Source organism: Enterobacter sp. CC120223-11, assembly GCF_900215375.1.
GTDB lineage: Bacteria > Pseudomonadota > Gammaproteobacteria > Enterobacterales > Enterobacteriaceae > Scandinavium.
On the sequence record NZ_OBEF01000006.1, the window covers coordinates 141582 to 167468 of the forward strand.

Genomic DNA, 25887 nt, shown 5'->3' on the forward strand with positions numbered 1-25887 from the left:
ACGATGACACACGATAACAAACTTCAGGTTGAAGCCATCAAACGCGGCACGGTGATTGACCATATTCCGGCGCAGGTCGGCTTTAAGCTCCTCACCCTGTTTAAACTGACCGAAACCGATCAGCGCATCACCATCGGCCTGAACCTGCCGTCGGGTGAAATGGGTCGCAAGGATCTGATTAAAATCGAAAATACCTTCCTGACAGACGAACAGGTTAACCAGCTTTCGCTGTATGCCCCGCACGCGACGGTAAACCGCATTGACGAGTATGAAGTGGTGGGTAAATCACGCCCAAGCCTGCCCGAGCGCATCGACGGCGTGCTGGTCTGCCCGAATAGCAACTGCATCAGTCATGCTGAGCCGGTTTACTCCAGTTTTGCAGTGAAAAAGCGCGCCGATGACATCACTCTCAAATGCAAATACTGCGAAAAAGAGTTTTCTCATTATGTGGTACTGGCCAATTAATTGAGGTTGGTAATGGATCCCGGCCTCCCTATAATGGCCGGGAACATCCCATATGTGCTGAAATTCAGGAGATAACATGTCTAAAGTACTCGCGACGGAAAATGCACCAGCCGCTATTGGCCCTTACGTACAGGGCGTCGATCTGGGCAGTATGATCATCACTTCTGGTCAGATCCCGGTTAACCCAAAAACCGGCGAAGTACCGGCCGACGTTGCCGCGCAAGCGCGTCAGTCGCTGGAAAACGTACAGGCGATCGTTGAATCCGCTGGCCTGAAAGTGGGCGATATCGTGAAAACTACCGTGTTCGTGAAAGATCTGAACGATTTCGCAACCGTTAACGCCACTTATGAAGCGTTCTTCACCGAGCACAAAGCGACCTTCCCGGCGCGCTCCTGCGTGGAAGTGGCTCGCCTGCCGAAAGATGTGAAGATTGAAATCGAAGCGATCGCTATTCGTCGCTGATTTCCTCTTCATTCAGCCCTCTTCGCCTGATGGCGAAAGAGGGCATTTTCCTTCAGACCTTTTTCAACGCCGCAAATACCTCTGCCACCGCAACCGCCCCAGGATCGGCCACGCCGTCCAGGTTTTCCTGGTTAACATAAGACGACCGCCCGGCTCCCGCTTTTTGCATTCTCGCCGTACTCTCGGCCCCCGTTTTCGCGGCTTCGATTGCCGCATTCAGATTCTGATCCCGTAGCGCTTCCAGAGCCGGTTGCAGCGCATCGATAAGCGTTCTGTCACCGAGGCCCGCTCCGCCGTAGTGCTTCATCTGTTGCAGACCTTTCAGAAGCGCATCGGGCAATGCGTTGCCTTCGTGCACGGCCTGGCCCGCAGCGGTGAAGAAAATCGACATCAGTACGCCGCTCGACCCGCCCATGACCGTTGCCAGCCTCTCGCCAATAAGCTGCATAAGCTGCGCGCTGTCGTTAAGCGGGAGTTTGCCCGCATTCAGGAGCTGCGCGATATCCCGCGCGCCTTCCGCAAAGGTCGAGCCGGTATCGCCATCGCCCACTTTCGCATCCAGCGCGTTGAGGCGGTTTTCCAGTTCGATTAACGTCTGTGTCGTGCCCAATACCAGCGCTTTCACCTGCTCGTTATCGGATGGCGTGGTGTCGACGCTGTCGTGAATTTTGCCGTGCTTCAGTGTTTTCAGCGGTGCGAACGCCACAGGTTTTTGCCAGCCGATGGTTTCAACTTCGGCCTGCAACGCCTGCTCAAATTCGGGCGTGAGCTTCAGGACAGAAAGCGAGAAACCTTTCATATCCAGCGAGCTGACCAGTGCTGCGGGGCCAATCAGCCAGCCAATCTGATCCTTTAGCGCCGAATGCGCCAGCTCTTTGGTCAGCAACGCCATCTCCAGCGCCGATACGCCGCCGAGATTATTGATGAGCACCGCCACCTTTGCATCGCCCGTTTTGGCTTTCAGGGCCGCCACCAGCTTGTCGATGATGGCTTTACTGTTATGGCTTTCGACCACCGACGCGCCCGGTTCGCCATGAATGCCAAGCCCAAGCTCGATATGCCCCGGCTTGATGCGCCCGGCTTCGTCATCGCTGCCCGGTAGATTACAGCTTTCCATCGCCACGCCGAGGCTGTACACGCTGTCGCACGCCTGCTGCGCAATATGGCGCACCTCGTTAAGCGTTTTTCCCTGTTCGGCGGCGTAGCCCGCAATTTTATGCACCAGCGCGGTACCCGCAATGCCGCGCGGCTGCTTGTTGTCCGGCAACGCGATGTCATCGGCGACTATCACCATCTCTACCTTCAGGCCATAGCGCTTAGCTTTTTCTGCCGCCAGGCCGAAGTTCAGCCGGTCGCCGGTGTAGTTTTTGACGATCAGCAGGCAGCCGCGATCGCCCGTTACTGCCACAATGGCGTTCAGCACCGCATCGACGCTCGGCGAGGCAAACAGGTCGCCGCATACCGCCGCCGTGAGCATCCCTTTGCCGACAAACCCGGCGTGTGCAGGTTCATGACCGGAGCCGCCGCCGGAAATCACCGCCACCCGGCTTTTATCCCAGTCACCGCGGGCAATCACGCGGATGGCCGGGTCAATGTCTAAGCGCACCAGGTTGCCGTGCGGCGCGGATAACACTATGCCTTCTACGGCGTCGTTGACCAGCTGTTTTCGGTCATTAAAGAAAAATCTGGACATTACCTTCCACCCAATTGAAATACCTATGCAAAAGCATAGGTCACCTTGCGTATTACGCCGCAAAGTCAGGAATTGCCTGAGCAAATTTTCCGCCACTTTGGCCTATACTCGACGCAGGATAAACGGAGGAAAACCCATGAGCTCACCGCTGCTGATTGCCCGCACAAAGGACCTACAACTCAATTTACTGCCCGGCATGGCGAACCGCCACGGACTGATTACCGGCGCAACGGGGACCGGGAAGACCGTCACCCTGCAAAAGATGGCCGAATCGTTCTCAGAGATTGGCGTACCGGTCTTTATGGCAGACGTGAAAGGCGATCTGACGGGCGTGGCGAAGGAAGGGCAGGCCTCAGAGAAGCTCATGGAGCGGCTCAGCAAAATCGGCGTCACCGACTGGCAGCCGCACGCAAACCCTGTCGTCGTGTGGGATATTTTCGGTGAGAAAGGCCACCCGGTGCGCGCTACCGTGTCTGACCTCGGCCCGCTGCTGCTCTCGCGCCTTCTCAATCTCAATGAGGTCCAGACTGGCGTGCTGAATATTATCTTCCGCATCGCCGACGATCAGGGCCTGCTGCTGCTCGATTTTAAAGATCTGCGCGCCATTACCCAGTACATCGGAGATAACGCTAAATCGTTCCAGAATCAGTACGGCAATATCAGTCCGGCATCGGTGGGCGCTATCCAGCGCGGTCTGCTAACTCTGGAGCAACAGGGCGCAGAGCACTTCTTCGGTGAACCGATGCTCGACATCAAAGACTGGATGAAAACCGACAGCAGCGGCAAAGGCATCATCAACATTCTCAGCGCTGAAAAGCTTTATCAGATGCCAAAGCTGTATGCGGCGAGCCTGCTGTGGATGCTGTCGGAGCTGTATGAGCAGCTGCCGGAAGCGGGCGACCTTGAGAAGCCAAAGCTGGTGTTCTTCTTCGATGAGGCGCATCTGCTGTTCAGCGACGCGCCGCAGGTGCTGCTGGATAAAATCGAGCAGGTGATCCGCCTTATCCGCTCCAAGGCCGTCGGGGTCTATTTCGTTTCGCAAAACCCTTCTGATATTCCCGATAACGTGCTGGGCCAGCTTGGCAACCGTGTGCAGCATGCCCTGCGAGCGTTCACGCCGAAAGATCAGAAGGCGGTGAAAACTGCTGCGCAGACCATGCGCGCCAATCCGGCATTTGATACTGAAAAAGCCATTCAGGAACTCGGCACAGGCGAAGCACTGGTGTCGTTCCTCGACGAGAAAGGCAGCCCTTCAGTGGTGGAGCGAGCGATGGTGATTGCCCCGAGTTCGCGTATGGGGCCGGTCACAGACGACGAACGCAATGGGCTGATTAATAACTCTCCGCTGTATGGCAAATATGAAGACGCTGTCGACAGGGAGTCGGCGTATGAGAAGTTACAGAATGGCGTTCAGGCCAGTACGAATGTGCAGGATGCACCTCCGACCAAAGGCACCAGCGCAGAGGTCGACGACGGTATTCTGGGCGGTCTGAAAGACATTCTGTTTGGCACCACCGGCCCGCGCGGCGGCAAAAAAGACGGTCTGGTGCAAACGGCAGCGAAAAGCGCCACGCGGCAAATCACCAATCAGATTGTGCGCGGAATGTTGGGTAGTTTGCTCGGCGGGCGTCGACGCTAAGCACTAGCGCCGGGAGTCTATGTAACCACCCGGCGTTTCACCCGTCATGCTTCGGAAAAAATAGATAAAGGCGCTGTCGCTGGCAAAGCCCAGCGCCGAAGCAGCGTCGGTCACTCTGGCACCGGTCGCCAGCAGCTCGACGGCTTTCATCAGCCGCCACTGCTGCCGCCAGGGCTGATAGGCCATTCCCGTCTCACGCTGAAAAATCCTGCTTAGCGTTCTTTCACTCGCCCCGCAGGAGCGCGCCAGTTCCGCTAGCGGCGGCGGCAGCGTGTCCCCTGATAACATTATCAAACGTCTGTCGCGCGGCATATGCAGGCTCATCGGCTCATGCTTTGCCAGCGCCAGCTCCGCCACGCACAATCCCACAAGATGCGCATTTGCCTCCTGCTGCCAGTCCGTTTGCCAGCCGCTGGCGGCGATACGTTCCAGTAATTCCCTTAACAGCGGATTGACGCTCAGGATTGCAGGTTTATCGGGAAGTGAGGTGAAAACCACCTGATCCAGCCAGACAGAGCGATAGGCCACGATACTGCGCATTTCCGCACGATGGCTGATACCGCCCGGTATCCACGCCGCCCGCGTGGGCGGCAGCAGGCACAGCAGCTCGCCGTCGTTCATGGTCAGCCGCACGCAGCCTTCCCGACTGAACAGGATCTGCCCCATTCTGTGGTAGTGCAGCCCGGAATCATGGTCGCCCAACTCAGACTGGATGCCAATCACAGGCTGATGAAGGATGTCCGGATCAAATTCTGTTGTTCCAGAAAGCCACGCCATAATGTCCGATTTCCGATAGTTATTGTCGTTATCGTTATAATGCGAAAAATCACCGCCGCCTACAATGCTGCCTCCTGATTAACTGGAGGTACAGGATGTTGAAGTTATCCCTGCTGGCGCTGGCTGTAGCGCTGCTGATGTTCCCGCAAATTGCGGAAACCCTTTACAGCCCGGTGCTGACCGACATCAGCGAACATTTCCGCGTGACGGCAGAGCAGGCTTCTCTGACCCTCTCGCTCTATTTTATTGGCTTTGCCGCCGGCGTGCTCGTGTGGGGCCGCTTGTGCGATACCCTCGGGCGTCGTCCGGCGCTGCTGCTCGGCCTGGCCGTGTATGCATTGAGCGCCGTGGTCGCGCTGCTGACACATCACTTTACGGTGCTGCTGCTGGCTCGCGTCTGTTCCGCCTTTGGTGCAGCGGCCTGTTCAGTCGTCGTGCAGACCCTGCTTCGCGATAAAGTGAGCGGTGCCGCGCTGACTCGACTGTTCAACATAATCGGCATTGCTCTGGCAATAAGCCCGGCGATTGGCGTGTTCTCCGGCGGGCTTCTGGCAACGCTTTGGGGCTATCAGGGTGTGTTTAGCGCACTGGCGCTGCTGGCGTTTTGCCTACTGCTGTGGACGGGACTGAAGCTTGAGGAAACTCGTCCGACGATGCACAGCCACTCCCCGCTACTGGCGGTGGGCAGCCGAATGATTCAGGATAAAAAAATCCTGCTCGCCACGCTGCTGGTCGCTCTTTGGAACGTGAGCCTGTTCAGCTATTACAGCCTGGCACCGTTTATCTTTGCCACGCTGAAGCTCAGCGCCAGCGCCTTCGGTTTAACCGGATTGGTGCTGGCCGGCGGCTCGCTGCTGGGGGCGCAGATTAACCGTCTGCTGCTCAAAAACAGCGACCGTCAGACGCTTATCCTGCTGCTGGCAGGAGGAGTGAATCTGCTGGGTGGCGTTGGAGTCTGGCTGTGCAGCGCATCGCTGTGGTTCCTGCTGCCGATGCTACTGGTGATGGTCAGCTTCTCGATGGCTATCCCGGTAATCCTGAGCTCAGCGCTCAGCGCCTACGGCGAATGCCGCGGCACAGCGGGTGCGCTCTTCGGGTTAGGGTATTACGCTCTGATTGGAGCAGGTCTGGCGGTATCGGGCATGTTCCAGAATCTGGGAGCTACGTTGGTCATTTGTGCGCTGGTCGCGCTGGTTGCCGCGAGGGCTTACAGAAGGGAGCTGTGATTGATTGCCCGGTGGTGCTAGGCATCCAGGCCACAAAACAACAAAGGCAGCTTTCGGCTGCCTTTTCTCATTTCAACGCTGCGAGCTATGCCTTACGCGTCATTAGCCAGAGGCTTATCAGGAAGAAGCTGCCGCTCGGCAGCAGGGCACCCACTACTGGCGGAATACCGTACACCAGCGTCAGCGGGCCGAAAATCTGATCGAGCACGTAGAACACAAAACCAAAGCTTATCCCGGTCACCACGCGCACGCCCATCGGTACACTGCGCAGCGGGCCGAAGATGAACGACAGCGCCATCAGCATCATCACCGCCACGGAAAGCGGCTGGAACACTTTGCTCCACATATTCAACTGATAACGCCCCGCGTCCTGGCCGCTGGACTTCAGGTATTTCACGTAGTTATGCAGGCCGCTAATAGACAGCGCATCCGGATCCAGCGCCACGACGCCCAGCTTGTCCGGGGTGAGGTTGGTTTTCCAGGTGCCGCTAACGGTCTGTGAACCCGTAACCTGTTTCGGGTCGGTCAGGTTGGATTCATCCACCTGCGACAGCTTCCAGGCCTTCGCGTCTTTATCAAACTTCGCCGACGCCGCATAGCGCACGGACTGCAAACGGCGGCTGTCATTGAAGCTGTAAATGCTGATCCCGCCGAGCTCATCGTCGCCTTTAATGCGTTCGATGAAGATGTAATTGTTGCCGTCTTTCGCCCACATACCTTGCTGAGTTGTGAGCAACGACCCACCATACATGGCTTGCGCACGCAGGTTACGCGCCATCTGCTCACCCTGTGGGGCAACCCATTCGCCGATGGCCATGGTCAGCAGTACCAGCGGAATTGCTGTTTTCATCACCGACATCGCCACCTGCATGCGGGTGAAGCCAGAGGCCTGCATCACCACCAGCTCGCTGCGCTGCGCCAGCATGCCAAGCCCCAGCAGCGCGCCCAGCAGGGCCGCCATCGGGAAGAAGATCTGCACGTCTTTCGGGATGCTGAGCAGGGTGTACATGCCCGCGCCGAGCGCGTCGTAGCTGCCCTGCCCGGCCTTTTTCAGCTGATCGACAAATTTAATGATGCCAGAAAGCGATACCAGCATGAAAAGCGTCATCATGATGGTGGTGAAAATGGTTCTGCCGATGTAGCGGTCAAGAACGCCGAATAGCTGCATTATACCGCTCCTTTCCCGCTAATTCGCGCACGTACGCGACGCATCGGCACCGTATCCCAGAGGTTCAACACCACCGCCAGCGCGAAGTAGAGCACGTTAATAGCCCACATCCACAAAGTCGGGTCGATTTTTCCCTTGCCGCCATTGGATTTAAGCGACGTCTGCACCAGGAAGAACACCAGATACAGCAGCATGGCAGGCAGCATAGACAGCACGCGCCCCTGACGTGGGTTGACCACGCTGAGCGGCACCACCATCAGTGCCATGATAAACACGGTTGCGACCAGCGTCAGGCGCCAGTGCAGCTCGGCGCTAGCCTGTGGTGAATCGGTAATCCACAACGCCTTCATGCCCATCTGTTCGGTATCGTTCGGATCCAGCGCCACCGTCTGGTGGCCGATAATCGCCTGATAATCTTTAAAATCGGTGATGCGGAAGTCACGCAGCATGGCGGTACCCTCGAATCGGGTCCCCTGATTCAGGTTTACTACCTGAGAGCCATCTTTTTGCTGAGAGAGGTGCCCGGAGTCGGCGACGACGACGGACGGACGCGCATTCCCCTTAGTACGGATTTGCGCCATAAAGACGTCGTGGAACTGGCTGCCGCTCACCTTCTCGATAAACAGCACTGAATTGCCATCGGTCGCCTGGGTGAACTGGCCTTGCGCCAGCGCCGCCATGCCCGGGTTAGCTTTGGCTTCTGCCAGCACTTCGTCCTGATGGCGTGAGGACCATGGTCCTGCCCACATGACGTTAACCGCAGCCACAATGGCGGTGAACAGCGCAAGGATCATGGCCGCTTTGATCAGCACGGCTTTACTCAGGCCGCAGGCGTGCATCACCGTGATTTCACTCTCGGTGTAGAGCTTGCCCAGGGTCATCAACAGGCCAAGGAACAGACTGAGGGGCAGAATAAGTTGCGCCATTTCTGGCACCCCGAGCCCCAACAGGGACAGGACGAGGTTCGTTGGGATGTCACCGTCTACCGCTGCGCCAAGGATCCTGACCAATTTCTGACAGAAAAAAATCAGCAGCAGGATAAAGAGGATCGCAAGCTGGCTTTTCAGCGTCTCCCGCACCAGATATCTTATGATTATCACTATAAATACGCCCGTTAAAACCCATCTTATTGCAGGAAAATTGCTTGTTTCATGGCTTAAACGTCATTTATTCTCTTGAGTCGTCGAAAACATCGCTAAGATTAGAAGACTCAGCGGCTTTACGTTTCAGACCCGGTTCTGACGAGCCAACATCGCGATATCGTTAAGATTAACACGAAGTCACCGCAACAGCGGAAATGAGTTACGAAAGCTTGCAATTCTATCCGTAGCCACCGCCGTTGTCTTTAAGATTCAGGAGCGTAGTGCATGGAGTTCAGTGTAAAAAGCGGCAGCCCGGAGAAACAGCGGAGCGCCTGTATCGTTGTTGGCGTCTTTGAACCACGCCGTCTCTCCCCGATCGCCGAACAACTTGATAAAATCAGCGACGGCTATATTAGCGCCCTGCTGCGTCGTGGCGAGCTTGAAGGTAAGCCAGGTCAGACCCTGCTGCTGCATCACGTGCCGAACGTGCTCTCAGAGCGCATTCTGCTGATTGGCTGCGGCAAAGAGCGCGAGCTCGATGAACGTCAGTATAAGCAGGTTATCCAGAAAACGATTAATACGCTGAATGACACCGGTTCGATGGAAGCGGTGTGCTTCCTCACCGAGTTGCACGTCAAAGGCCGCAACAACTACTGGAAAGTGCGCCAGGCGGTTGAGACGGCGAAAGAGACGCTGTACAGCTTCGATCAGCTGAAAACCAACAAAAGTGAGCCGCGTCGCCCGCTGCGTAAAATGGTGTTCAACGTGCCAACCCGCCGCGAATTAACCAGCGGCGAACGCGCGATTCAGCACGGTCTGGCGATTGCCGCCGGTATCAAAGCAGCGAAAGATCTCGGCAACATGCCGCCGAACATTTGTAACGCGGCGTACCTGGCTTCTCAGGCGCGTCAGCTGGCAGATTCTTACAGCAAAAACGTTATCACCCGCGTCATCGGCGAACAGCAGATGAAAGAGCTGGGCATGCACTCCTATCTGGCTGTCGGCAACGGCTCGCAGAACGAGTCCCTGATGTCGGTCATTGAATACAAAGGCAATCCGTCCGAAGATGCCCGCCCAATCGTGCTGGTTGGCAAAGGCCTGACCTTCGACTCCGGCGGTATCTCCATCAAGCCTGCCGAAGGTATGGACGAGATGAAGTACGACATGTGCGGCGCGGCGGCAGTCTACGGCGTGATGCGCATGGTGGCTGAACTGCAGCTGCCGCTGAACGTTGTCGGCATTCTGGCGGGATGTGAAAACATGCCTGGCGGCCGCGCGTATCGCCCGGGCGACGTGCTGACCACCATGTCCGGCCAGACCGTTGAAGTGCTGAACACAGACGCCGAAGGCCGTCTTGTGCTGTGTGACGTGCTGACCTACGTGGAGCGCTTCGAACCTGAAGCCGTTATCGACGTGGCAACGCTGACGGGTGCATGCGTGATTGCCCTGGGCCACCACATCACCGGGCTGATGTCGAACCACAACCCGCTGGCGCATGAGCTGATCGGTGCTTCCGAGCAGGCTGGCGACCGCGCGTGGCGTCTGCCGCTGGGCGATGAGTATCAGGAGCAGTTGGAAACCAACTTTGCGGATATGGCGAACATCGGCGGCCGTCCTGGCGGGGCGATTACCGCTGGCTGCTTCCTGTCGCGCTTTGCCCGCAAGTACAACTGGGCTCACCTGGACATCGCCGGCACCGCATGGCGTTCAGGCAAGGCCAAAGGCGCCACCGGGCGTCCGGTTGCCCTGCTGTCTCAGTTCCTGCTGAACCGCGCCGGTTTTTCTGGTGAAGAGTAACGGCGAAGAGTAACGGGATGGAGTTCCCCTCTCCCCGGCCCTCTCCCGTGGGGAGAGGGAGAAAGAATTTCCCCGCGCGCTTCCGCATTAGTGGAAAAATAGCGCGCTGAACAAGTTCCCTCTCCCTTGGGAGAGGGTTAGGGAGAGGGCCAGCACCCTTTTTGAAATCCACGCAAAGAAGCCCCATATTATGAAGAATGCGACGTTCTACCTGCTCGACAACGACAACACCGAAGACGGCCTGAGCGCCGTGGAGCAGCTGGTGTGTGACCTGGCGGCGGATCGGTGGCGAGCGGGGAAACGCATTCTTATCGCCTGTGAAGATGAGAAGCAGGCCATTCGCCTGGATGAGGCGCTATGGTCGCGGCCGCCGGAGAGCTTTGTGCCGCACAACCTGTCGGGTGAAGGCCCTCGTGGCGGAGCGCCGGTGGAAATCGCCTGGCCGCAAAAGCGCAACAGCAGCCCGCGGGACCTGTTAATCAGCCTGCGCGTGAGCTTTGCAGATTTTGCCACCGCTTTCACAGAAGTGATAGACTTCGTCCCACACGAAGATTCCTTAAAACAACTGGCGCGTGACCGCTACAAAGCGTACCGCATGGCTGGTTTTAACCTGAATACGGCAACCTGGAAATAATGGAAAAGACATACAACCCCCAAGATATCGAACAGCCGCTTTACGAGCACTGGGAAAAGCAGGGCTATTTCAAGCCGAACGGCGATGAAAGCAAAGAGTCCTTCTGCATCATGATCCCGCCGCCGAACGTCACCGGCAGTTTGCATATGGGTCATGCTTTCCAGCAGACCATCATGGACACCATGATCCGCTACCAGCGCATGCAGGGTAAAAACACCCTGTGGCAGGCCGGTACCGACCACGCGGGTATCGCAACCCAGATGGTGGTGGAGCGTAAGATTGCCGCTGAAGAAGGGAAAACCCGCCACGACTACGGTCGCGATGCCTTTATCGACAAAATCTGGCAGTGGAAAGCGGAATCCGGCGGCACCATTACCCGTCAGATGCGCCGTCTCGGCAACTCCGTAGACTGGGAGCGCGAGCGTTTCACCATGGACGAAGGCCTTTCCAATGCCGTGAAAGAAGTCTTTGTCCGCCTGTACAAAGAAGATTTAATCTACCGCGGCAAGCGCCTGGTCAACTGGGACCCGAAACTGCGCACCGCCATTTCTGACCTCGAAGTGGAAAACCGCGAGTCGAAAGGCTCCATGTGGCATATCCGCTACCCGCTGGCAGATGGCGCGAAAACCGCCGACGGTAAAGATTACCTGGTGGTTGCCACCACCCGTCCGGAAACCGTGCTCGGCGATACCGGCGTGGCGGTTAACCCGGAAGATCCACGCTATAAAGATCTGATTGGCAAATTCCTCATTCTGCCGCTGGTAAACCGCCGCATTCCAATCGTGGGTGACGAACACGCCGACATGGAAAAAGGCACCGGCTGCGTGAAAATCACTCCGGCGCACGACTTTAACGACTATGAAGTTGGTAAGCGTCACGCCCTGCCAATGATCAACATCCTGACCTTCGACGGCGATATCCGCGAAAGCGCGCAGGTGTTCGACACCAAAGGCGAAGAGTCCGACGTTTATTCCAGCGACATCCCGGCTGAATTCCAGAAGCTGGAGCGTTTTGCTGCGCGTAAAGCCATCGTTGCCGCCATTGATGCCCTGGGTCTGCTGGAAGAAATCAAACCTCACGATCTGACCGTGCCATACGGCGACCGTGGCGGCGTGGTTATCGAGCCAATGCTGACCGACCAGTGGTACGTGCGTGCCGACGTGCTGGCGAAGCCTGCCGTGGAAGCGGTAGAAAACGGCGATATCCAGTTCGTGCCGAAGCAGTACGAAAACATGTATTTCTCCTGGATGCGCGACATTCAGGACTGGTGCATCTCCCGCCAGCTGTGGTGGGGCCACCGCATCCCGGCGTGGTATGACAACGAAGGCAACGTCTACGTTGGCCGCACCGAAGAAGAAGTCCGCCATGAAAACAACCTGAGCGCAGACGTTGCACTGCGTCAGGACGAAGACGTGCTCGACACCTGGTTCTCCTCTGCGCTGTGGACATTCTCCACCCTCGGCTGGCCGGAAAACACCGACGCCCTGCGTCAGTTCCACCCAACCAGCGTGATGGTTTCCGGCTTCGACATCATCTTCTTCTGGATTGCCCGCATGATCATGATGACCATGCACTTCATCAAAGATGAAGACGGCAAGCCGCAGATCCCGTTCAAGACCATCTACATGACTGGCCTGATTCGCGATGACGAAGGCCAGAAGATGTCCAAATCCAAAGGCAACGTCATTGACCCGCTGGACATGGTCGACGGTATTTCCCTGGCAGACCTGCTGGAGAAACGCACCGGCAACATGATGCAGCCGCAGCTGGCAGAGAAAATCGCCAAGCGCACCGAGAAGCAGTTCCCGGACGGCATCGAGCCGCACGGCACCGACGCCCTGCGCTTCACCCTGGCAGCACTCGCCTCTACCGGTCGCGACATCAACTGGGACATGAAGCGCCTGGAAGGCTACCGCAACTTCTGCAACAAGCTGTGGAACGCCAGCCGCTTCGTGCTGATGAACACCGAAGATCAGGATTGCGGCTTCAACGGCGGCGAAAAAGTGCTGTCGCTGGCGGACCGCTGGATCCTCGCCGAATTCAACCAAACCGTGAAGGCATACCGCGAAGCGCTGGACAACTTCCGCTTCGACATTGCCGCGGGCATTCTGTATGAGTTCACCTGGAACCAGTTCTGCGACTGGTATCTGGAGCTGACCAAGCCTGTGATGACCGGTGGTTCGGAAGCGGAACTGCGCGGCACCCGCAACACGCTGGTCACCGTGCTGGAAGGCCTGCTGCGTCTGGCGCATCCGATCATTCCATTCATCACCGAAACCATCTGGCAGCGCGTGAAGGTTATCTGCGGCAATACCGCTGATACGATCATGCTTCAGCCTTTCCCGGCGTTCGATGCCGCTCAGGTTGATGAGGCTGCGCTGGCCGACACCGAATGGCTGAAGCAGGCGATCATCGCCGTGCGTAACATCCGTGCGGAAATGAACATCGCCCCGGGCAAACCGCTCGAGCTGCTGCTGCGCGGTTGCAGCGCAGACGCCGTGCGTCGCGTGACCGACAACCAGAGCTTCCTGCAGTCCATGGCGCGTCTGGAGAGCATCACCGTTCTGCCAGCCGATGACAAAGGTCCGGTTTCCGTGACCAAAATCATCGACGGCGCAGAGCTGCTGATCCCGATGGCTGGCCTCATCAACAAAGAAGATGAGCTGGCGCGTCTGGCGAAGGAAGTGACGAAGATCGAAGGCGAAATCAGCCGCATCGAAAGCAAGCTGTCAAACGAAGGCTTTGTGGCACGTGCTCCGGAAGCGGTCATCGCTAAAGAGCGTGAAAAGCTCGACGGTTATGCCGAAGCCAAAGCGAAGCTGATTGAACAGCAGGCCGTGATCGCCGCGCTGTAATCCTCTAACCCCTTACGCGACCGCGTAAGGGGTTTCCTCCCTGAAAACGCCTCACTTGCACTCACTTTTCTGTGGTGCTATTAACTGCACTATCTGTCACATTCCGCCACGAGTAATGCTATGAACGTTATGACCCCCGCCGCCATCACGCTGCGCCGGATCGCTGAACAGGATAATTCAGCCGTCGCTCTGGTCATCCGCCAGGTTTCTGCCGAATACGGCCTCACCGCCGACAAAGGCTACACCGTGGCCGACCCGAATCTCGACGAGCTGTTTCAACTCTACAGCCAGCCGGGGCACGCCTATTGGGTCATCGAGCAGGACGGAAAAGTGGTGGGCGGTGGCGGCGTGGCGCCGTTGAAATGTAGCGAGACGGATATCTGCGAGCTGCAAAAAATGTATTTTCTGCCCACGGTGCGCGGCAAAGGCATGGCGAAGAAGCTGGCGCTGATGGCGATGGATCACGCACGCGATCAGGGGTTCACTCGCTGCTATCTGGAAACCACCGCTTTTCTGAAAGAAGCCATCGCGTTATATGAACATTTGGGCTTCGAGCATATCGACGGCCCGCTCGGCTGCACCGGGCACGTGGACTGCGAAGTGCGGATGCTGAAGGTGCTTTGATTGCAACTTGCCTGCGGCGGTGCCGCAGGCATAAGAGTCAGTAAAGTTTATGCTCTCGCATAAAGCCTTCCCCGCCAAGCTGGCGCATTTGACGTAAAATCCAGGCCTGACGGCTGCGCACATAGCCGGACGGCGCATCGGCGCGGAATTTTATCGGATTAGGTAACACGGCGGCTAACAGCGCGGCTTCGGACATCGTGAGCTTGCTGGCTGGCTTGTGGAAATAACGCTGTGAGGCGGCCTCTACACCAAAGACCCCTTCGCCAAATTCAGCAATGTTCAGATACACGGTCAGGATACGCTTTTTGCTCCAGACCGTTTCAATCCCAACGGTCAGTCCGGCTTCCAGCCCCTTACGCAGCCAGCTCCTGCCGTCCCACAAGAACAGATTCTTCGCCGTCTGCTGGGAGAGCGTTGATGCCCCGCGAATGCGGTTTTCATTGCGCTCATTATGCGCCAGCGCTTTTTCTATCGCCGACACATCAAACCCCCAGTGGTCGGGGAATTTCTGATCTTCTGCCGCAATCACCGCCAGCCCCATCCACGGCGTCATCTCATCCATGCTGACCCAGTCGGAATGTGCCAGATAGTGGAAGTTGCCGCTAAGAATGGCCCCCAGCTGACGCTCGACCATCACCGCTGAAAACGGGACCGGCAGCACGCTGAATAACGCAATACCGCCGCCCCAGAAGACGGCAAGCACCACAAGCACCCGCAGAACAATACGTTTCAGCCAGACGGCAGGCGAACGACGAGAACTCATTCGCACAGCACCAGCACGCGAGCAACCAGCTTTTCGATACCCGTCGCGGCCTCAGCGATGTTCTGCGCCAGCATGTAGGCAGGCGTGGTGACCACTTTGTTCTCTTCATCAATGACAATATCATCCACCGGGCAAGGCACATGCTCTGCCCCCATCTCTTCCAGCACTTCGGCGGTGTCGATGTTGGTCCCGATGGTGATGCGCAGCTGGAAATCGAAAATCTTTGGCAGCATGGCCGGGGCTATGCACATAAAACCGAGCGGCTTACCGGCGGCGTGCATCGCCAGCGTCAGCGCTTTCAGCTCAGGATCAACGGAGCACTGGCTTCCCTGAACGGCGAAGTTACTCAGATTTTTCGCCGCGCCAAATCCCCCAGGCACGATCAGCGCGTCCAGTTCGCTCTCGCTCGCTTTTGACAGCGGCTGGATCTCGCCCCGTGCAATACGCGCCGCTTCGATCAGCACATTGCGCTCAGGCGCCATTGATTCGCCTGCTAGATGGTTGATCACATCCGACTGGGCTTTATCCGGCGCGAAACAGACCGCCTGAGCGCCGCTACGGGCAATGGCCAGCAGGGTGATTACTGCTTCATGAATTTCACTGCCGTCATAAACACCGCAGCCGCTCAGTACCACGCCTATTTTTTTCATCCCGCGTATCCTTATTGCAAGCGTATGAAGCTTATCAGTATTTTTGATTTAATCGCCGCGCTTCACACATTTTACTGATTTACGTAACAAGTCATTTAAGTTTTGCTATCTTAATGAGCGTGCAGCCTAAATTCTCAGGCCGCGTCTGTTCAACATAATGAAAACTATTAAGGCGCAGCCACGTTTTCCCTGGTGTTGGCGCAGTATTCGCGCACCCCGGCTAGACCGGGGTCATTTTTATCGGCTGGCCACCCAGGCCTTCAGCGTCGCCACATCCTGCTGCCACTCTGCCTTCATCTCTTCAACCCATTCACCCACGTTATCCCACCACGCAGGGAGATCGGGGGTCTGGATCTGCTGACCCAGTTGCTGAATGTGGCGCAGGCCGATGGAGCCCGCGGCACCTTTAATTTTGTGCCCTTCTTCAACAATGCCCTTCTGATCGCGCGCGGTCAGGTTGGATTCCAGCACCGCCAGGTAGCCTGGCATCATCTTCTCGAAGACCGCCAGACCGTCGGTGATGAGCTTTGGCCCCACCAGTTCGATGTACTGCTGAAGCATGTCGGTATCCAGCACGTTGCTTGATTTACTGCTGTCGCTTGCGGTCACGTGACTCTCCTCGTCGTCAGGGGTATCCCAGAATTTCTGGATCATTGCCGTTAATGCCGGTACAGAGAGCGGCTTGCTCAGTACGTCATCCATACCTGCATCCTGGTACTCTTTTTTGTCTTTCAGCACGTTGGCCGTTAGCGCGACTAAAGGCGGCAGCTCATCGGCGTGATAGCGTTGCTTCAGCTCGCGGGAGATATCCAGCCCTGTCATATCCGGCAGTTGAATATCCAGCAGCACCAGGTCATATTCGCCCGGTGTGAACATCTCCAGGGCCGCCTTGCCGGTCATTGCCACGTCGACGCTGTTACCGAGTTTTTCCAGCACTGAACGCGCCACAATCACGTTGAGTTCAATGTCTTCCACCAGCAGCACATGCAGGGCGGGCAGCGGCATATCGTCTTCGCTGAACGCGTCTTCGACTTCCTCTGCCACCGCCGGAGCATGAACCGTCAGGGTGAAGGTCGATCCGCTTCCCGGAAGGCTTGCGACCGTAATGTCACCGCCCATGCTTTTCGCCAGACGGCGCGACACCGCCAGGCCAATACCGGTGCCGGTGGCCGGTTTTCCACCCTGGCTGTCTTTTACCTGATAATACATGGCAAAGATCTTATCCTGCTCCTCCTGCGGGATCCCAATGCCGGAGTCCTGCACTTCGAAATGCAGTATGTCGCCTTTGTCGTAACGCACCCGCACCGAAACGTTGCCCTGCTGGGTAAATTTCACCGCGTTGCTGATAAGATTCCACAGGATTTGCCGCAGGCGCGTACCGTCGGTGACGACCTTATGCGGCAGCGGCTGCGTCGGATCCATCACGAAACGCAGCCCTTTTTGCTGCGCCTGCAAACCGGACAGGTTCTCAAGATCGGCCAGGAAACTGGTGAAATCAACAGGCTGGTTGTCCAGCTGGACTTTACGACGCTCCATCTTATCCATATCAATGATATCGTTGAAGATATTACCCAACGTTACCGCTGAAACATGGATGGTTTTCAGGTATTTTTCCTGTTCGCTGGTGAGGTCGGTATCCAGCAGAATGCGGCTCAGGCCGACGATGCCGTTCAGCGGTGTGCGCAGTTCGTGGCTGATGGTGGAAATAAACGTGGTTTTATCACGGCTGGCGCGTTCGAGCGCATCCTGGTAGCGCTTACGTTCGGTAATATCACGCCCAAAGCCCATCAGGCCGTGGCGCTTTCCGACGCGGTCGTAGTACGGCACTTTACGAATCTCGAAGCAGGCCTTGCGTCCGTCCGGATAGTCGAGCCACTGTTCATAGGTCAGAGAAACGTTGTGGCGGAAAACTTTCTCATCGGTTTCAATCACTTTCGCCGCGGCTTCCGGGGAATAGACGTCCGCCGGTTTCAGGTTAACCAGCTGTTTTTCACTTTTGCCGGTCAGCAACTCCATGGCGCGGTTACAGCCAGAAAACTCTTTGTCTTCGTTGCGATAAAACACCAGGTCCGGCGAGGCATCCAGGAATGAACGCAGGAAAGAGGATTGCTGTTCGAGCTGGATCTGCGTCTGTTCGCGCTCTTTCATCTCGATTTTCAGCTGCTCCAGCGTACTCTGACGCTCTGCTTCCGCTTTTTCACGGTCGCTGATTTCCTGATTGAGTTGGGCGATGTTGTCCTTCAACTGCACGTTAAGCTTCAGGTCGCGGTCGCGCATCTCCTCAAGCTTATCGACCAGTTTCGACAGGCGCCGACGCGACTCCTCCAGCTGTTCGACGACCACAGAAAGGAAATAAACCGCCCAGGGCGTGATCAGCAGCCCGAAGAAGATGGAGCGGATAACGTCGATACTTTCGACCTGCCCGTGCAGCACCATGGTCACCGCCATCTGTACTACGATGGCCAGCACCACCAGCGCCAGGGCCAGCAGCATTGAGAAGCGTACCAGGCCGAGCTTCATCATCAGATCGACATAGTACTGCGCAAGCATTCGGATTTGCTTCATAGGAATTTCCTTCACCACAACATCGCTCAATAATACCCAATTCTGAGCAACGCGTTGAAGGTTGTGCGAAAAATGCGGCAATGAGTGGCATCAGGCGGGTGAAAACGCCCCTTCCTTGCCAGAAAAGGGGCGTTGCGTCAGACGATTACTGCCAGCCGTAGCGGCGGCTGTAGAACCCTTTCACCAGCTGCGTCAGGGTCATGTAACCGACCAGGATCGCCACCAGCCACGGGAAGTAGGAGAGCGGCAGCGGCGTCAGCGACAGATAGACGGCCAGCGGCGTGAACGGCAGCGCAATCCCAACCGCCATCACCAGCAGCGTCATCACAATCAGCGGCCACGCGGCACGGCTCTGGATGAATGGAATGCGGCGGGTACGGATCATGTGCACAATCAGCGTCTGCGACAGCAGGCCTACCACAAACCAGCCGGACTGGAACAGCGTCTGGTGCTCAGGCGTATTGGCGTGGAACACGAACCACATCAGGCAGAAGGTCAGAATGTCGAAAATCGAACTGATCGGCCCGAAGAACACCATAAAGCGCCCCAAATCTGCCGGGTTCCAGCGCTGCGGCTTCTGGATTTGCTCCTCGTCGACGTTATCGAACGGGATCGCCACCTGGGATACATCGTACAGCAGGTTCTGAATCAGCAAGTGCAGCGGCAACATTGGCAGGAACGGCAGGAAGGCGCTCGCCACCAGCACGCTGAAGACGTTGCCGAAGTTAGAACTCGCGGTCATTTTGATGTATTTCAGCATGTTGGCGAAGGTCCGGCGGCCTTCAATGACCCCTTCCTCCAGCACCATCAGGCTTTTTTCCAGCAGGATGATATCTGCCGCTTCACGGGCAATATCCACCGCGCCATCCACGGAAATACCGATGTCAGCCGCACGCAGTGCCGGGGCGTCGTTGATGCCGTCGCCCATAAAGCCCACCACGTGCCCTTCACGCTTGAGCAGCGTGACAATGCGCTCTTTGTGCATTGGCGTCAGGCGGGCAAACAGCGTGGTGCGTTTTGCCAGCGCCGCCAGCCTGTCGTCACTCATATCGTCGATGTTGCTGCCAATCACCACGTCGCCCACTTCCAGCCCCACTTCGTGGCACACTTTGGCCGCCACCAGCTCGCTGTCACCGGTAAGAATTTTCACGGTGATGCCGCTGGCCTTCAGCGCTTTCAGCGCCGGTGCAGTGGTCTCTTTCGGCGGATCGAGGAAGGCGATGTAGCCTTCGAGGATCAGATCGGATTCATCAATGCGCTGATAGTCACCCTCACGCGCAGGCAGGTATTTGGTCGCCACCGCCACTACGCGCAGACCCTGACGGTTCAGGTTGTCGGTCACGCGGCGGATACGGCGCAGCATGGTCTCATCGAGCGGGACGATTTCGCCGTTGTAGCGCACCTGAGCGGAGACGTTGAGGATTTCCTGCAATGCACCTTTGCAGATCAGCTGATGCACATCGTCCTGTTCGGCCACCACGACAGACATGCGACGGCGTTCGAAATCAAACGGGATCTCGTCGATTTTTTGCCAGCGCTCGGACAGGCTGCGGGCAGACTCCTGCTCCACGCCTTCCAGCACCGCCACGTCGAGCAGGTTTTTCAGCCCGGTCTGGTAGTGGCTGTTCAGCCAGGCACTGTGCAGCACGAGTTCGCTGGTTTTGCCGGAGACATCGGTGTGGTTCTCCAGCACGATTTTGTCCTGCGTCAGGGTGCCGGTTTTGTCGGTGCAGAGGATGTCCATGGCGCCAAAGTTCTGAATGGCGTCGAGGTGTTTCACAATCACCTTCTGCTTCGACAGCTTCACCGCCCCGCGCGCCAGCGTCGAGGTGACGATCATCGGCAGCATTTCTGGCGTCAGGCCGACGGCCACGGAGAGCGCAAACAGCGCCGCTTCCCACCAGTCGCCTTTAGTGTAGCCGTTAATCAGCAGCACCACCGGGGCCATCACCAGCATGAAGCGGATCAGCAGCATGCTGACGCGGCTGATGCCTTTCTGGAACGCATTCGGCTCGCTTTCCTGCTCGCTGACGCGGCCCGCCAGCTGCCCGAACCAGGTGTTGCCGCCGGTCGCAAAGACGATCGCCTGCGCTGAGCCGCTCACTACGTTGGTGCCCATGTAGCAGAGAGTATCGGCTTCCAGCGGGTTGTTTTGCTGCGGTTCACGGCTGCGTGCCACTTTCTCCACCGGCAGTGATTCGCCGGTCAGCGAGGCCTGCGCCACAAACAGATCGCGCGCCTGGAACACGCGCAGATCCGCCGGGATCATGTCGCCCGCAGAAAGCTTAACGATATCGCCCTGCACCAGCTGATCGATTGGGATCTCCAGCCAGCGGCTTTCCCCCCGTTCGTTCACCACGCGCAGTACCGTCGCAGTGTTGCTCACCATCGCCTTCAGCGCATCGGCAGCTTTGGTGGATCGCGCTTCCTGAATGAAGTTCAGCAGCGTGGAGATCATCACCATCAGGCCAATCACGACGGCGGCGAAAACATCTTCTGTGGAGTAGGAAATGACGCCGAGAATGGTCAGCAGAATGTTGAACGGGTTGCGGTAGCAGAGCCACAGATGCACCCACCATGGCGATGGCTTTTGCGCAGGAATGACGTTGCTGCCGTGCTGTTCGCGCGCGTCTTCAACTTCCTGTTCGTTCAGCCCTTCCGGATGGCTGTTGAACGCCCGCCAGATTTCGTTTTCATCCATTGCCGCGACGTTCAGACACTGCTTGCTCAGCGAGTCCGGAATCGGCGCTGCGGCCAGGTTTTTGCCGTCCGGCAGCGGATCGCGGCTGACCAGACGATGTGGCAGATGGCGGCTGAGCTGTGCGATCAGCTGCCGGGTGATATTTTTCAGCATAATAAGCCCCTTCGCGCTCGCCGTCCGGCGATCGCGGGTAACTGTCAGGCACAGCAACGCCGCACCTGATGGTACTTTTTTAGTTAAAACAGGGACATCAGAGAAGTGACGTCACTGCCTCACACGATAACCGGCAAGGCAGCGAAAGACTGGCTTACCGGGAAATGATCATGCTCCATCGATGATGGGATGTGGGATCGGGATCCATACAACCTCCGGTAAGTGAAAGAAACGCTGCGCACTATACGCCTTAAACCTTACAATGCGTAGCGATAATGCGCGTAATTATAGGCGCGAGTAACTAAACGGCACGTATACCAGACTTTACTCATTGAAGCTTCGTTGAGTAGGATTAGGCTCTTTCTTCATATCGCTTCGCTGACACGGGAAAAAAGGATGCAAAACCGGCTGACCATTAAAGATATTGCGCGCTTGAGCGGCGTCGGGAAATCGACGGTTTCCCGCGTGCTGAATAATGAGAGCGGCGTCAGCCAGCGCACCCGTGAACGGGTCGAAGCGGTCATGAACCAGCACGACTTCTCCCCTTCCCGTTCGGCACGTGCCATGCGCGGCCAGAGCGATAAGGTGGTGGCCATCATTATGAGCCGCCTGGATTCGCTGTCGGAAAACCTCGCGGTGCAGACCATGCTCCCGGCGTTCTACGAGCAGGGCTACGACCCGATCATGATGGAAAGCCAGTTCTCGCCGGAAAAGGTGGAGGAGCATCTCGGCATGCTGCGCCGCCGCAATATCGACGGCGTGGTGCTGTTTGGCTTTACGGGTCTCACCCAGTCGATGCTCAAACCGTGGCGCGAAACGCTGGTAATGCTGGCCCGCGATGCCAAAGACATCGCCTCCGTCTGCTACGACGATGAAGGTGCCATCACCCTGCTGATGCAGCGCCTGTATGACAAAGGCCACCGCCATATCAGCTACCTGGGCGTGCCGCACAGCGACGTCACCACCGGCAAACGCCGCCACGACGCGTATCTCGCCTTCTGTAAAAAGCACAAAATCCATCCTGTTGCCGCACTTCCGGGCCTGGCGATGAAGCAGGGCTACGACGCGGTCAGCAGCGTGACTCTGAAAGAAACCACCGCGCTGGTTTGCGCCACCGACACCCTTGCCCTCGGCGCCAGCAAATACCTTCAGGAGCAGCGCGACGACACGCTGCAGCTGGCGAGCGTCGGCAACACACCGCTGATGAAGTTCCTGCACCCGGAAATCGTCACCGTCGATCCTGGCTACGGCGAAGCGGGCCGCCAGGCCGCGCATCAGTTGATCGAACAGATCAACGGCCGCATCGGGCCGCAGCAGCTGATCATTCCTGCTTCCCTCGCCTGACCGCGACGCGGAAAAACCGAATTATTGTGATCCTCGCCCAATTTCGGGAACGTTCCCATTTTCCATTTTAAACGAAACGGATAGGCTTGCAGCCAGTCAATCCACTCCCCTTACCTTAGTGTCATGAGGCTTCATGATGAGCAAAGCAAATCAACAGGACATCGATAAACTGATCGTGCTGGTTGGCGGGCGCGACAACATCGCCACCGTCAGCCACTGCCTGACCCGCCTGCGTTTTGTGCTGAACGATCCGGCGAAGGCCGATCCGAAGGCGATAGAAGATCTGTCGATGGTGAAAGGCTGCTTCACCAACGCCGGACAGTTCCAGGTGGTGATCGGCACCGACGTTGGCGACTGGTACAAACTCCTGCTCGCAACAACCGGACAGGCTTCTGCCGATAAAGAGCAGGCCAAGCTTGCCGCGCGCCAGAATATGAAATGGCACGAGCAGATGATCTCCCACTTCGCAGAGATCTTCTTCCCGCTGCTGCCTGCGTTAATCAGCGGGGGCCTGATCCTCGGCTTCCGTAACGTTATCGGCGACGTGCCGATGAGCGACGGTCAGACGCTGGCGCAGATGTACCCGGGCCTGAAAACCCTGTACGACTTCCTGTGGCTGATTGGCGAAGCCATCTTCTTCTATCTGCCTGTTGGCATTTGCTGGTCGGCGGTGAAAAAGATGGGCGGCACGCCGATTCTTGGCATCGTGCTCGGCGTGACGCTGGTTTCCCCGCAGCTGATGAACGCCTACGAACTTGGCAGCAAAATTCCGGAAGTGTGGAACTTCGGCCTGTTTGCCATTGAGAAAGTCGGCTATCAGGCGCAGGTGATCCCGGCGCTGCTGGCGGGCCTGGCCCTCGGCTTTATTGAAACGCGCATGAAGCGCATCGTGCCGGACTATCTCTACCTGGTGATTGTGCCAGTTTGCTCGCTGATCCTCGCCGTGTTCCTCGCCCACGCCTTTATTGGCCCGTTTGGCCGCTGGATTGGCGACGGCGTGGCCTTTGCGGTGCGCCATCTGATGACCGGCAGCTTCGCGCCGATTGGTGCCGCGCTGTTTGGCTTCCTCTATGCGCCGCTGGTGATTACCGGCGTCCACCAGACCACGCTTGCCATCGACATGCAGATGATTCAGAGCATGGGCGGCACGCCGGTTTGGCCGCTGATCGCGCTGTCTAACATCGCTCAGGCGTCTGCCGTGGTCGGCATCATTATTTGCAGCCGCAAGCACAACGAACGTGAGATTTCCGTTCCGGCGGCCATCTCCGCTTACCTCGGCGTGACCGAACCGGCAATGTACGGCATCAACCTGAAATACCGCTTCCCGATGCTCTGCGCGATGATCGGCTCCGGCCTGGCGGGCCTGCTGTGTGGCCTGAACGGCGTGATGGCGAACGGGATTGGCGTCGGCGGCCTGCCGGGCATCCTCTCCATCCAGCCGAAGTTCTGGGCGGTGTATGCCCTCGCGATGGCGATTGCGGTGATTGTGCCGATTATCCTCACCACCGTGATGTACCAGCGTAAGTTCCGCCAGGGCACGTTACAGATTGTCTGACTCTTTCGGGGCGCACTTGCGCCCCTTCCTCATTTGACCAGGAAAGCCTTATGAACAACCTTCCGCAGTGGTGGCAAAACGGCGTCATCTACCAGATCTATCCCAGGAGTTTTCAGGACACCACCGGCAGCGGCACCGGTGATTTACGCGGCGTTACCCTGCGCCTGGACTACCTGAAAAAACTCGGCATCGACGCCATCTGGCTCACCCCGTTCTACGTTTCGCCGCAGGTGGATAACGGCTACGACGTTGCAAACTACACCGCCATCGACCCGGCCTACGGCACGCTGGAGGATTTCGACGAACTGGTGGCCGAAGCGAAATCACGCGGCATCCGCATCGTGCTGGACATGGTGCTCAACCACACCTCCACACAGCACTCGTGGTTTAAAGAATCGCTGAATCCGCAAAGCCCTTACCGTCAGTTCTACATCTGGCGCGACGGCAAGTCCGGCGAGCTGCCGAACAACTGGCGCTCAAAGTTTGGCGGCAACGCCTGGCAGTGGCACGCCGAAAGCGAGCAGTATTATCTGCATCTGTTCGCCACCGAGCAGGCGGATCTGAACTGGGAAAACCCGCAGGTTCGAGCGGAGCTGAAAAAAGTCTGCGAGTTCTGGGCCGATCGCGGCGTGGACGGCCTGCGCCTCGACGTAGTGAACCTGATTTCTAAAGATCAGACGTTCCCGAGCGACCCGGTCGGTGACGGCCGTGCTTTCTACACCGATGGCCCACGCGTGCATGAGTTCTTACAGGAAATGAGCCGCGACGTGTTCACTCCTCGCGACTTGATGACCGTCGGCGAAATGTCTTCCACCACCCTCGACCATTGCCAGCAGTACGCCTCGCTCGACGGCAAAGAGTTGTCGATGACCTTTAACTTCCATCATCTGAAGGTCGATTACCCCGGCGGCGAGAAGTGGACGCGGGCATTGCCCGATTACGTGGCGCTGAAGGCGCTGTTCAGCCACTGGCAGCAGGGCATGCACAATGTGGCGTGGAACGCGCTGTTCTGGTGTAACCACGATCAGCCACGCATCGTTTCGCGCTTTGGTGATGAAGGTGAGTTCCGCGTTCCGGCGGCAAAAATGCTGGCGATGGTGCTCCACGGCATGCAGGGCACGCCCTATATCTATCAGGGCGAAGAGATTGGCATGACCAACCCGCACTTCTCAGGCATTGCCGAGTACCGCGATGTGGAAAGCCACAATATGTACGCTGAACTGCGTGCTCAGGGCCGCGATGCCGATGAGCTGCTGGCGATCCTCGCCAGCAAATCGCGCGACAATAGCCGCACGCCGATGCAGTGGAGTGCCGATGAAAACGGCGGTTTCACCACCGGCAAGCCGTGGATCAACCTCGCCGACAATGTGGCAGAGATTAATGCCCACGCGGCGCTTAACGATCCAGATTCGGTGTTTTATGCCTATCAGAAACTTATCACCCTGCGCAAAGAAGAGCCGCTGCTGACCTGGGGGAACTATCAGGATCTGCTGCCGGAACATCCGTCGCTGTGGTGCTATCGCCGCGAATGGCAAGGGCAGACGCTGCTGGTGATTGCCAACCTCAGTCGCGATGAACAAGCCTGTGAGCTGGATAAGATGGAAGGCGAGTGGGAAGTGGCGGTAAGCAACTATCCTCAGCCACAAAGCAAACCGGGCGCGGTGACGCTGCGCCCGTTTGAAGCGGTCTGGTGGATGCAGAAGTAATTAACAGGAAGTTCCAATTGCCGGGCG

Annotated in this window: 20 protein-coding genes; 11 read left to right on the forward strand and 9 right to left on the reverse strand. The window is 57.5% G+C overall.

Annotation, left to right across the window (positions count from 1 at the left end; translation table 11 throughout):
* The first annotated feature begins 3 nt into the window (after positions 1–3).
* Both pyrI and ridA read left to right on the forward strand, forming a co-directional pair.
* Positions 4–465, forward strand: a complete 462-nt coding sequence (pyrI, locus tag CRO87_RS09340) for an aspartate carbamoyltransferase regulatory subunit (protein ID WP_097162653.1) — start codon at positions 4–6, stop codon at positions 463–465.
* 76 nt (positions 466–541) lie between these two features.
* Positions 542–928 (forward strand): 2-iminobutanoate/2-iminopropanoate deaminase, encoded by a 387-nt coding sequence (gene ridA / locus CRO87_RS09345; protein ID WP_097162654.1) that lies wholly within the window; start codon positions 542–544, stop codon positions 926–928.
* Positions 929–980: 52 nt separating this feature from the next.
* On the opposite strand, the gene CRO87_RS09350 is transcribed toward ridA, so the two are convergent.
* On the reverse strand, positions 981–2621 hold the full coding sequence (locus CRO87_RS09350) for a dihydroxyacetone kinase subunit DhaK (RefSeq protein ID WP_097162655.1): 1641 nt from the start codon (positions 2619–2621) through the stop codon (positions 981–983).
* Between the two features lie 136 nt (positions 2622–2757).
* On the opposite strand from CRO87_RS09350, the gene CRO87_RS09355 reads away from it, so the two are divergent.
* Positions 2758–4260 (forward strand): helicase HerA-like C-terminal domain-containing protein, encoded by a 1503-nt coding sequence (locus tag CRO87_RS09355; RefSeq protein WP_097162656.1) that lies wholly within the window; start codon positions 2758–2760, stop codon positions 4258–4260.
* A 3-nt stretch (positions 4261–4263) separates the two neighbouring features.
* Here CRO87_RS09355 and CRO87_RS09360 read toward each other — a convergent pair whose 3' ends face one another.
* A complete protein-coding gene (locus CRO87_RS09360) occupies positions 4264–5037 on the reverse strand; it encodes a helix-turn-helix transcriptional regulator (protein ID WP_097162657.1) in 774 nt (257 codons plus the stop codon).
* A gap of 95 nt (positions 5038–5132) precedes the next feature.
* On the opposite strand from CRO87_RS09360, the gene CRO87_RS09365 reads away from it, so the two are divergent.
* Positions 5133–6263 carry an MFS transporter gene (locus CRO87_RS09365; RefSeq protein WP_097162658.1) on the forward strand — a complete coding sequence of 377 codons (1131 nt, stop codon included), beginning with the start codon at positions 5133–5135 and terminating at the stop codon, positions 6261–6263.
* Between the two features lie 85 nt (positions 6264–6348).
* Here the strand turns inward: CRO87_RS09365 and lptG are convergent, their stop codons facing one another.
* Positions 6349–7431 carry an LPS export ABC transporter permease LptG gene (gene lptG / locus CRO87_RS09370; protein ID WP_097162659.1) on the reverse strand — a complete coding sequence of 361 codons (1083 nt, stop codon included), beginning with the start codon at positions 7429–7431 and terminating at the stop codon, positions 6349–6351.
* Positions 7431–8531, reverse strand: a complete 1101-nt coding sequence (gene lptF, locus CRO87_RS09375) for an LPS export ABC transporter permease LptF (protein WP_097162660.1) — start codon at positions 8529–8531, stop codon at positions 7431–7433. The genes lptG and lptF overlap by 1 nt, the downstream gene beginning before the upstream one ends.
* 267 nt (positions 8532–8798) lie before the next feature.
* On the opposite strand from lptF, the gene pepA reads away from it, so the two are divergent.
* From pepA to CRO87_RS09400, 4 genes are all read left to right on the forward strand, one after another.
* A complete protein-coding gene (gene pepA, locus CRO87_RS09385; protein ID WP_097162661.1) occupies positions 8799–10310 on the forward strand; it encodes a leucyl aminopeptidase in 1512 nt (503 codons plus the stop codon).
* 190 nt (positions 10311–10500) lie between these two features.
* Positions 10501–10944, forward strand: a complete 444-nt coding sequence (gene holC, locus CRO87_RS09390) for a DNA polymerase III subunit chi (RefSeq protein WP_097162662.1) — start codon at positions 10501–10503, stop codon at positions 10942–10944.
* Complete coding sequence (locus CRO87_RS09395) at positions 10944–13799, forward strand: valine--tRNA ligase (RefSeq protein WP_097162663.1); 2856 nt, start codon at positions 10944–10946, stop codon at positions 13797–13799. Before holC ends, CRO87_RS09395 begins: the two co-directional genes overlap by 1 nt.
* Positions 13800–13919: 120 nt before the next feature.
* Positions 13920–14423, forward strand: coding sequence for a GNAT family N-acetyltransferase (locus CRO87_RS09400; protein WP_097162664.1), 504 nt, complete (start codon positions 13920–13922; stop codon positions 14421–14423).
* A 37-nt stretch (positions 14424–14460) separates the two neighbouring features.
* On the opposite strand, the gene mtgA is transcribed toward CRO87_RS09400, so the two are convergent.
* The 5 genes from mtgA to mgtL all read right to left on the reverse strand — a co-directional run bounded on the left by mtgA (position 14461) and on the right by mgtL (position 21463).
* A complete protein-coding gene (mtgA, locus tag CRO87_RS09405; RefSeq protein ID WP_097162665.1) occupies positions 14461–15186 on the reverse strand; it encodes a monofunctional biosynthetic peptidoglycan transglycosylase in 726 nt (241 codons plus the stop codon).
* A complete protein-coding gene (gene elbB / locus CRO87_RS09410; protein WP_097162666.1) occupies positions 15183–15836 on the reverse strand; it encodes an isoprenoid biosynthesis glyoxalase ElbB in 654 nt (217 codons plus the stop codon). The genes mtgA and elbB overlap by 4 nt, the downstream gene beginning before the upstream one ends.
* 237 nt (positions 15837–16073) lie before the next feature.
* Complete coding sequence (gene arcB, locus CRO87_RS09415; RefSeq protein WP_097162667.1) at positions 16074–18401, reverse strand: aerobic respiration two-component sensor histidine kinase ArcB; 2328 nt, start codon at positions 18399–18401, stop codon at positions 16074–16076.
* A 145-nt stretch (positions 18402–18546) separates the two neighbouring features.
* A complete protein-coding gene (gene mgtA, locus CRO87_RS09420) occupies positions 18547–21255 on the reverse strand; it encodes a magnesium-translocating P-type ATPase (RefSeq protein ID WP_097162668.1) in 2709 nt (902 codons plus the stop codon).
* A gap of 154 nt (positions 21256–21409) precedes the next feature.
* Positions 21410–21463, reverse strand: a complete 54-nt coding sequence (gene mgtL / locus CRO87_RS22945) for a mgtA regulatory leader peptide MgtL (RefSeq protein ID WP_369680099.1) — start codon at positions 21461–21463, stop codon at positions 21410–21412.
* A 188-nt stretch (positions 21464–21651) separates the two neighbouring features.
* Between mgtL and treR the strand changes: the two genes are divergently transcribed.
* The 3 genes from treR (at position 21652) to treC (ending at position 25860) form a co-directional block, all read left to right on the forward strand.
* The gene (gene treR, locus CRO87_RS09425; RefSeq protein ID WP_097162669.1) at positions 21652–22599 is read left to right on the forward strand and encodes a trehalose operon repressor TreR; all 948 of its coding nucleotides are present in this window, start codon (positions 21652–21654) and stop codon (positions 22597–22599) included.
* Positions 22600–22735: 136 nt separating this feature from the next.
* Positions 22736–24154 carry a PTS trehalose transporter subunit IIBC gene (gene treB, locus CRO87_RS09430; RefSeq protein ID WP_097162759.1) on the forward strand — a complete coding sequence of 473 codons (1419 nt, stop codon included), beginning with the start codon at positions 22736–22738 and terminating at the stop codon, positions 24152–24154.
* A gap of 50 nt (positions 24155–24204) precedes the next feature.
* Positions 24205–25860, forward strand: a complete 1656-nt coding sequence (treC, locus tag CRO87_RS09435; protein WP_097162670.1) for an alpha,alpha-phosphotrehalase — start codon at positions 24205–24207, stop codon at positions 25858–25860.
* Positions 25861–25887 lie beyond the last annotated feature (27 nt).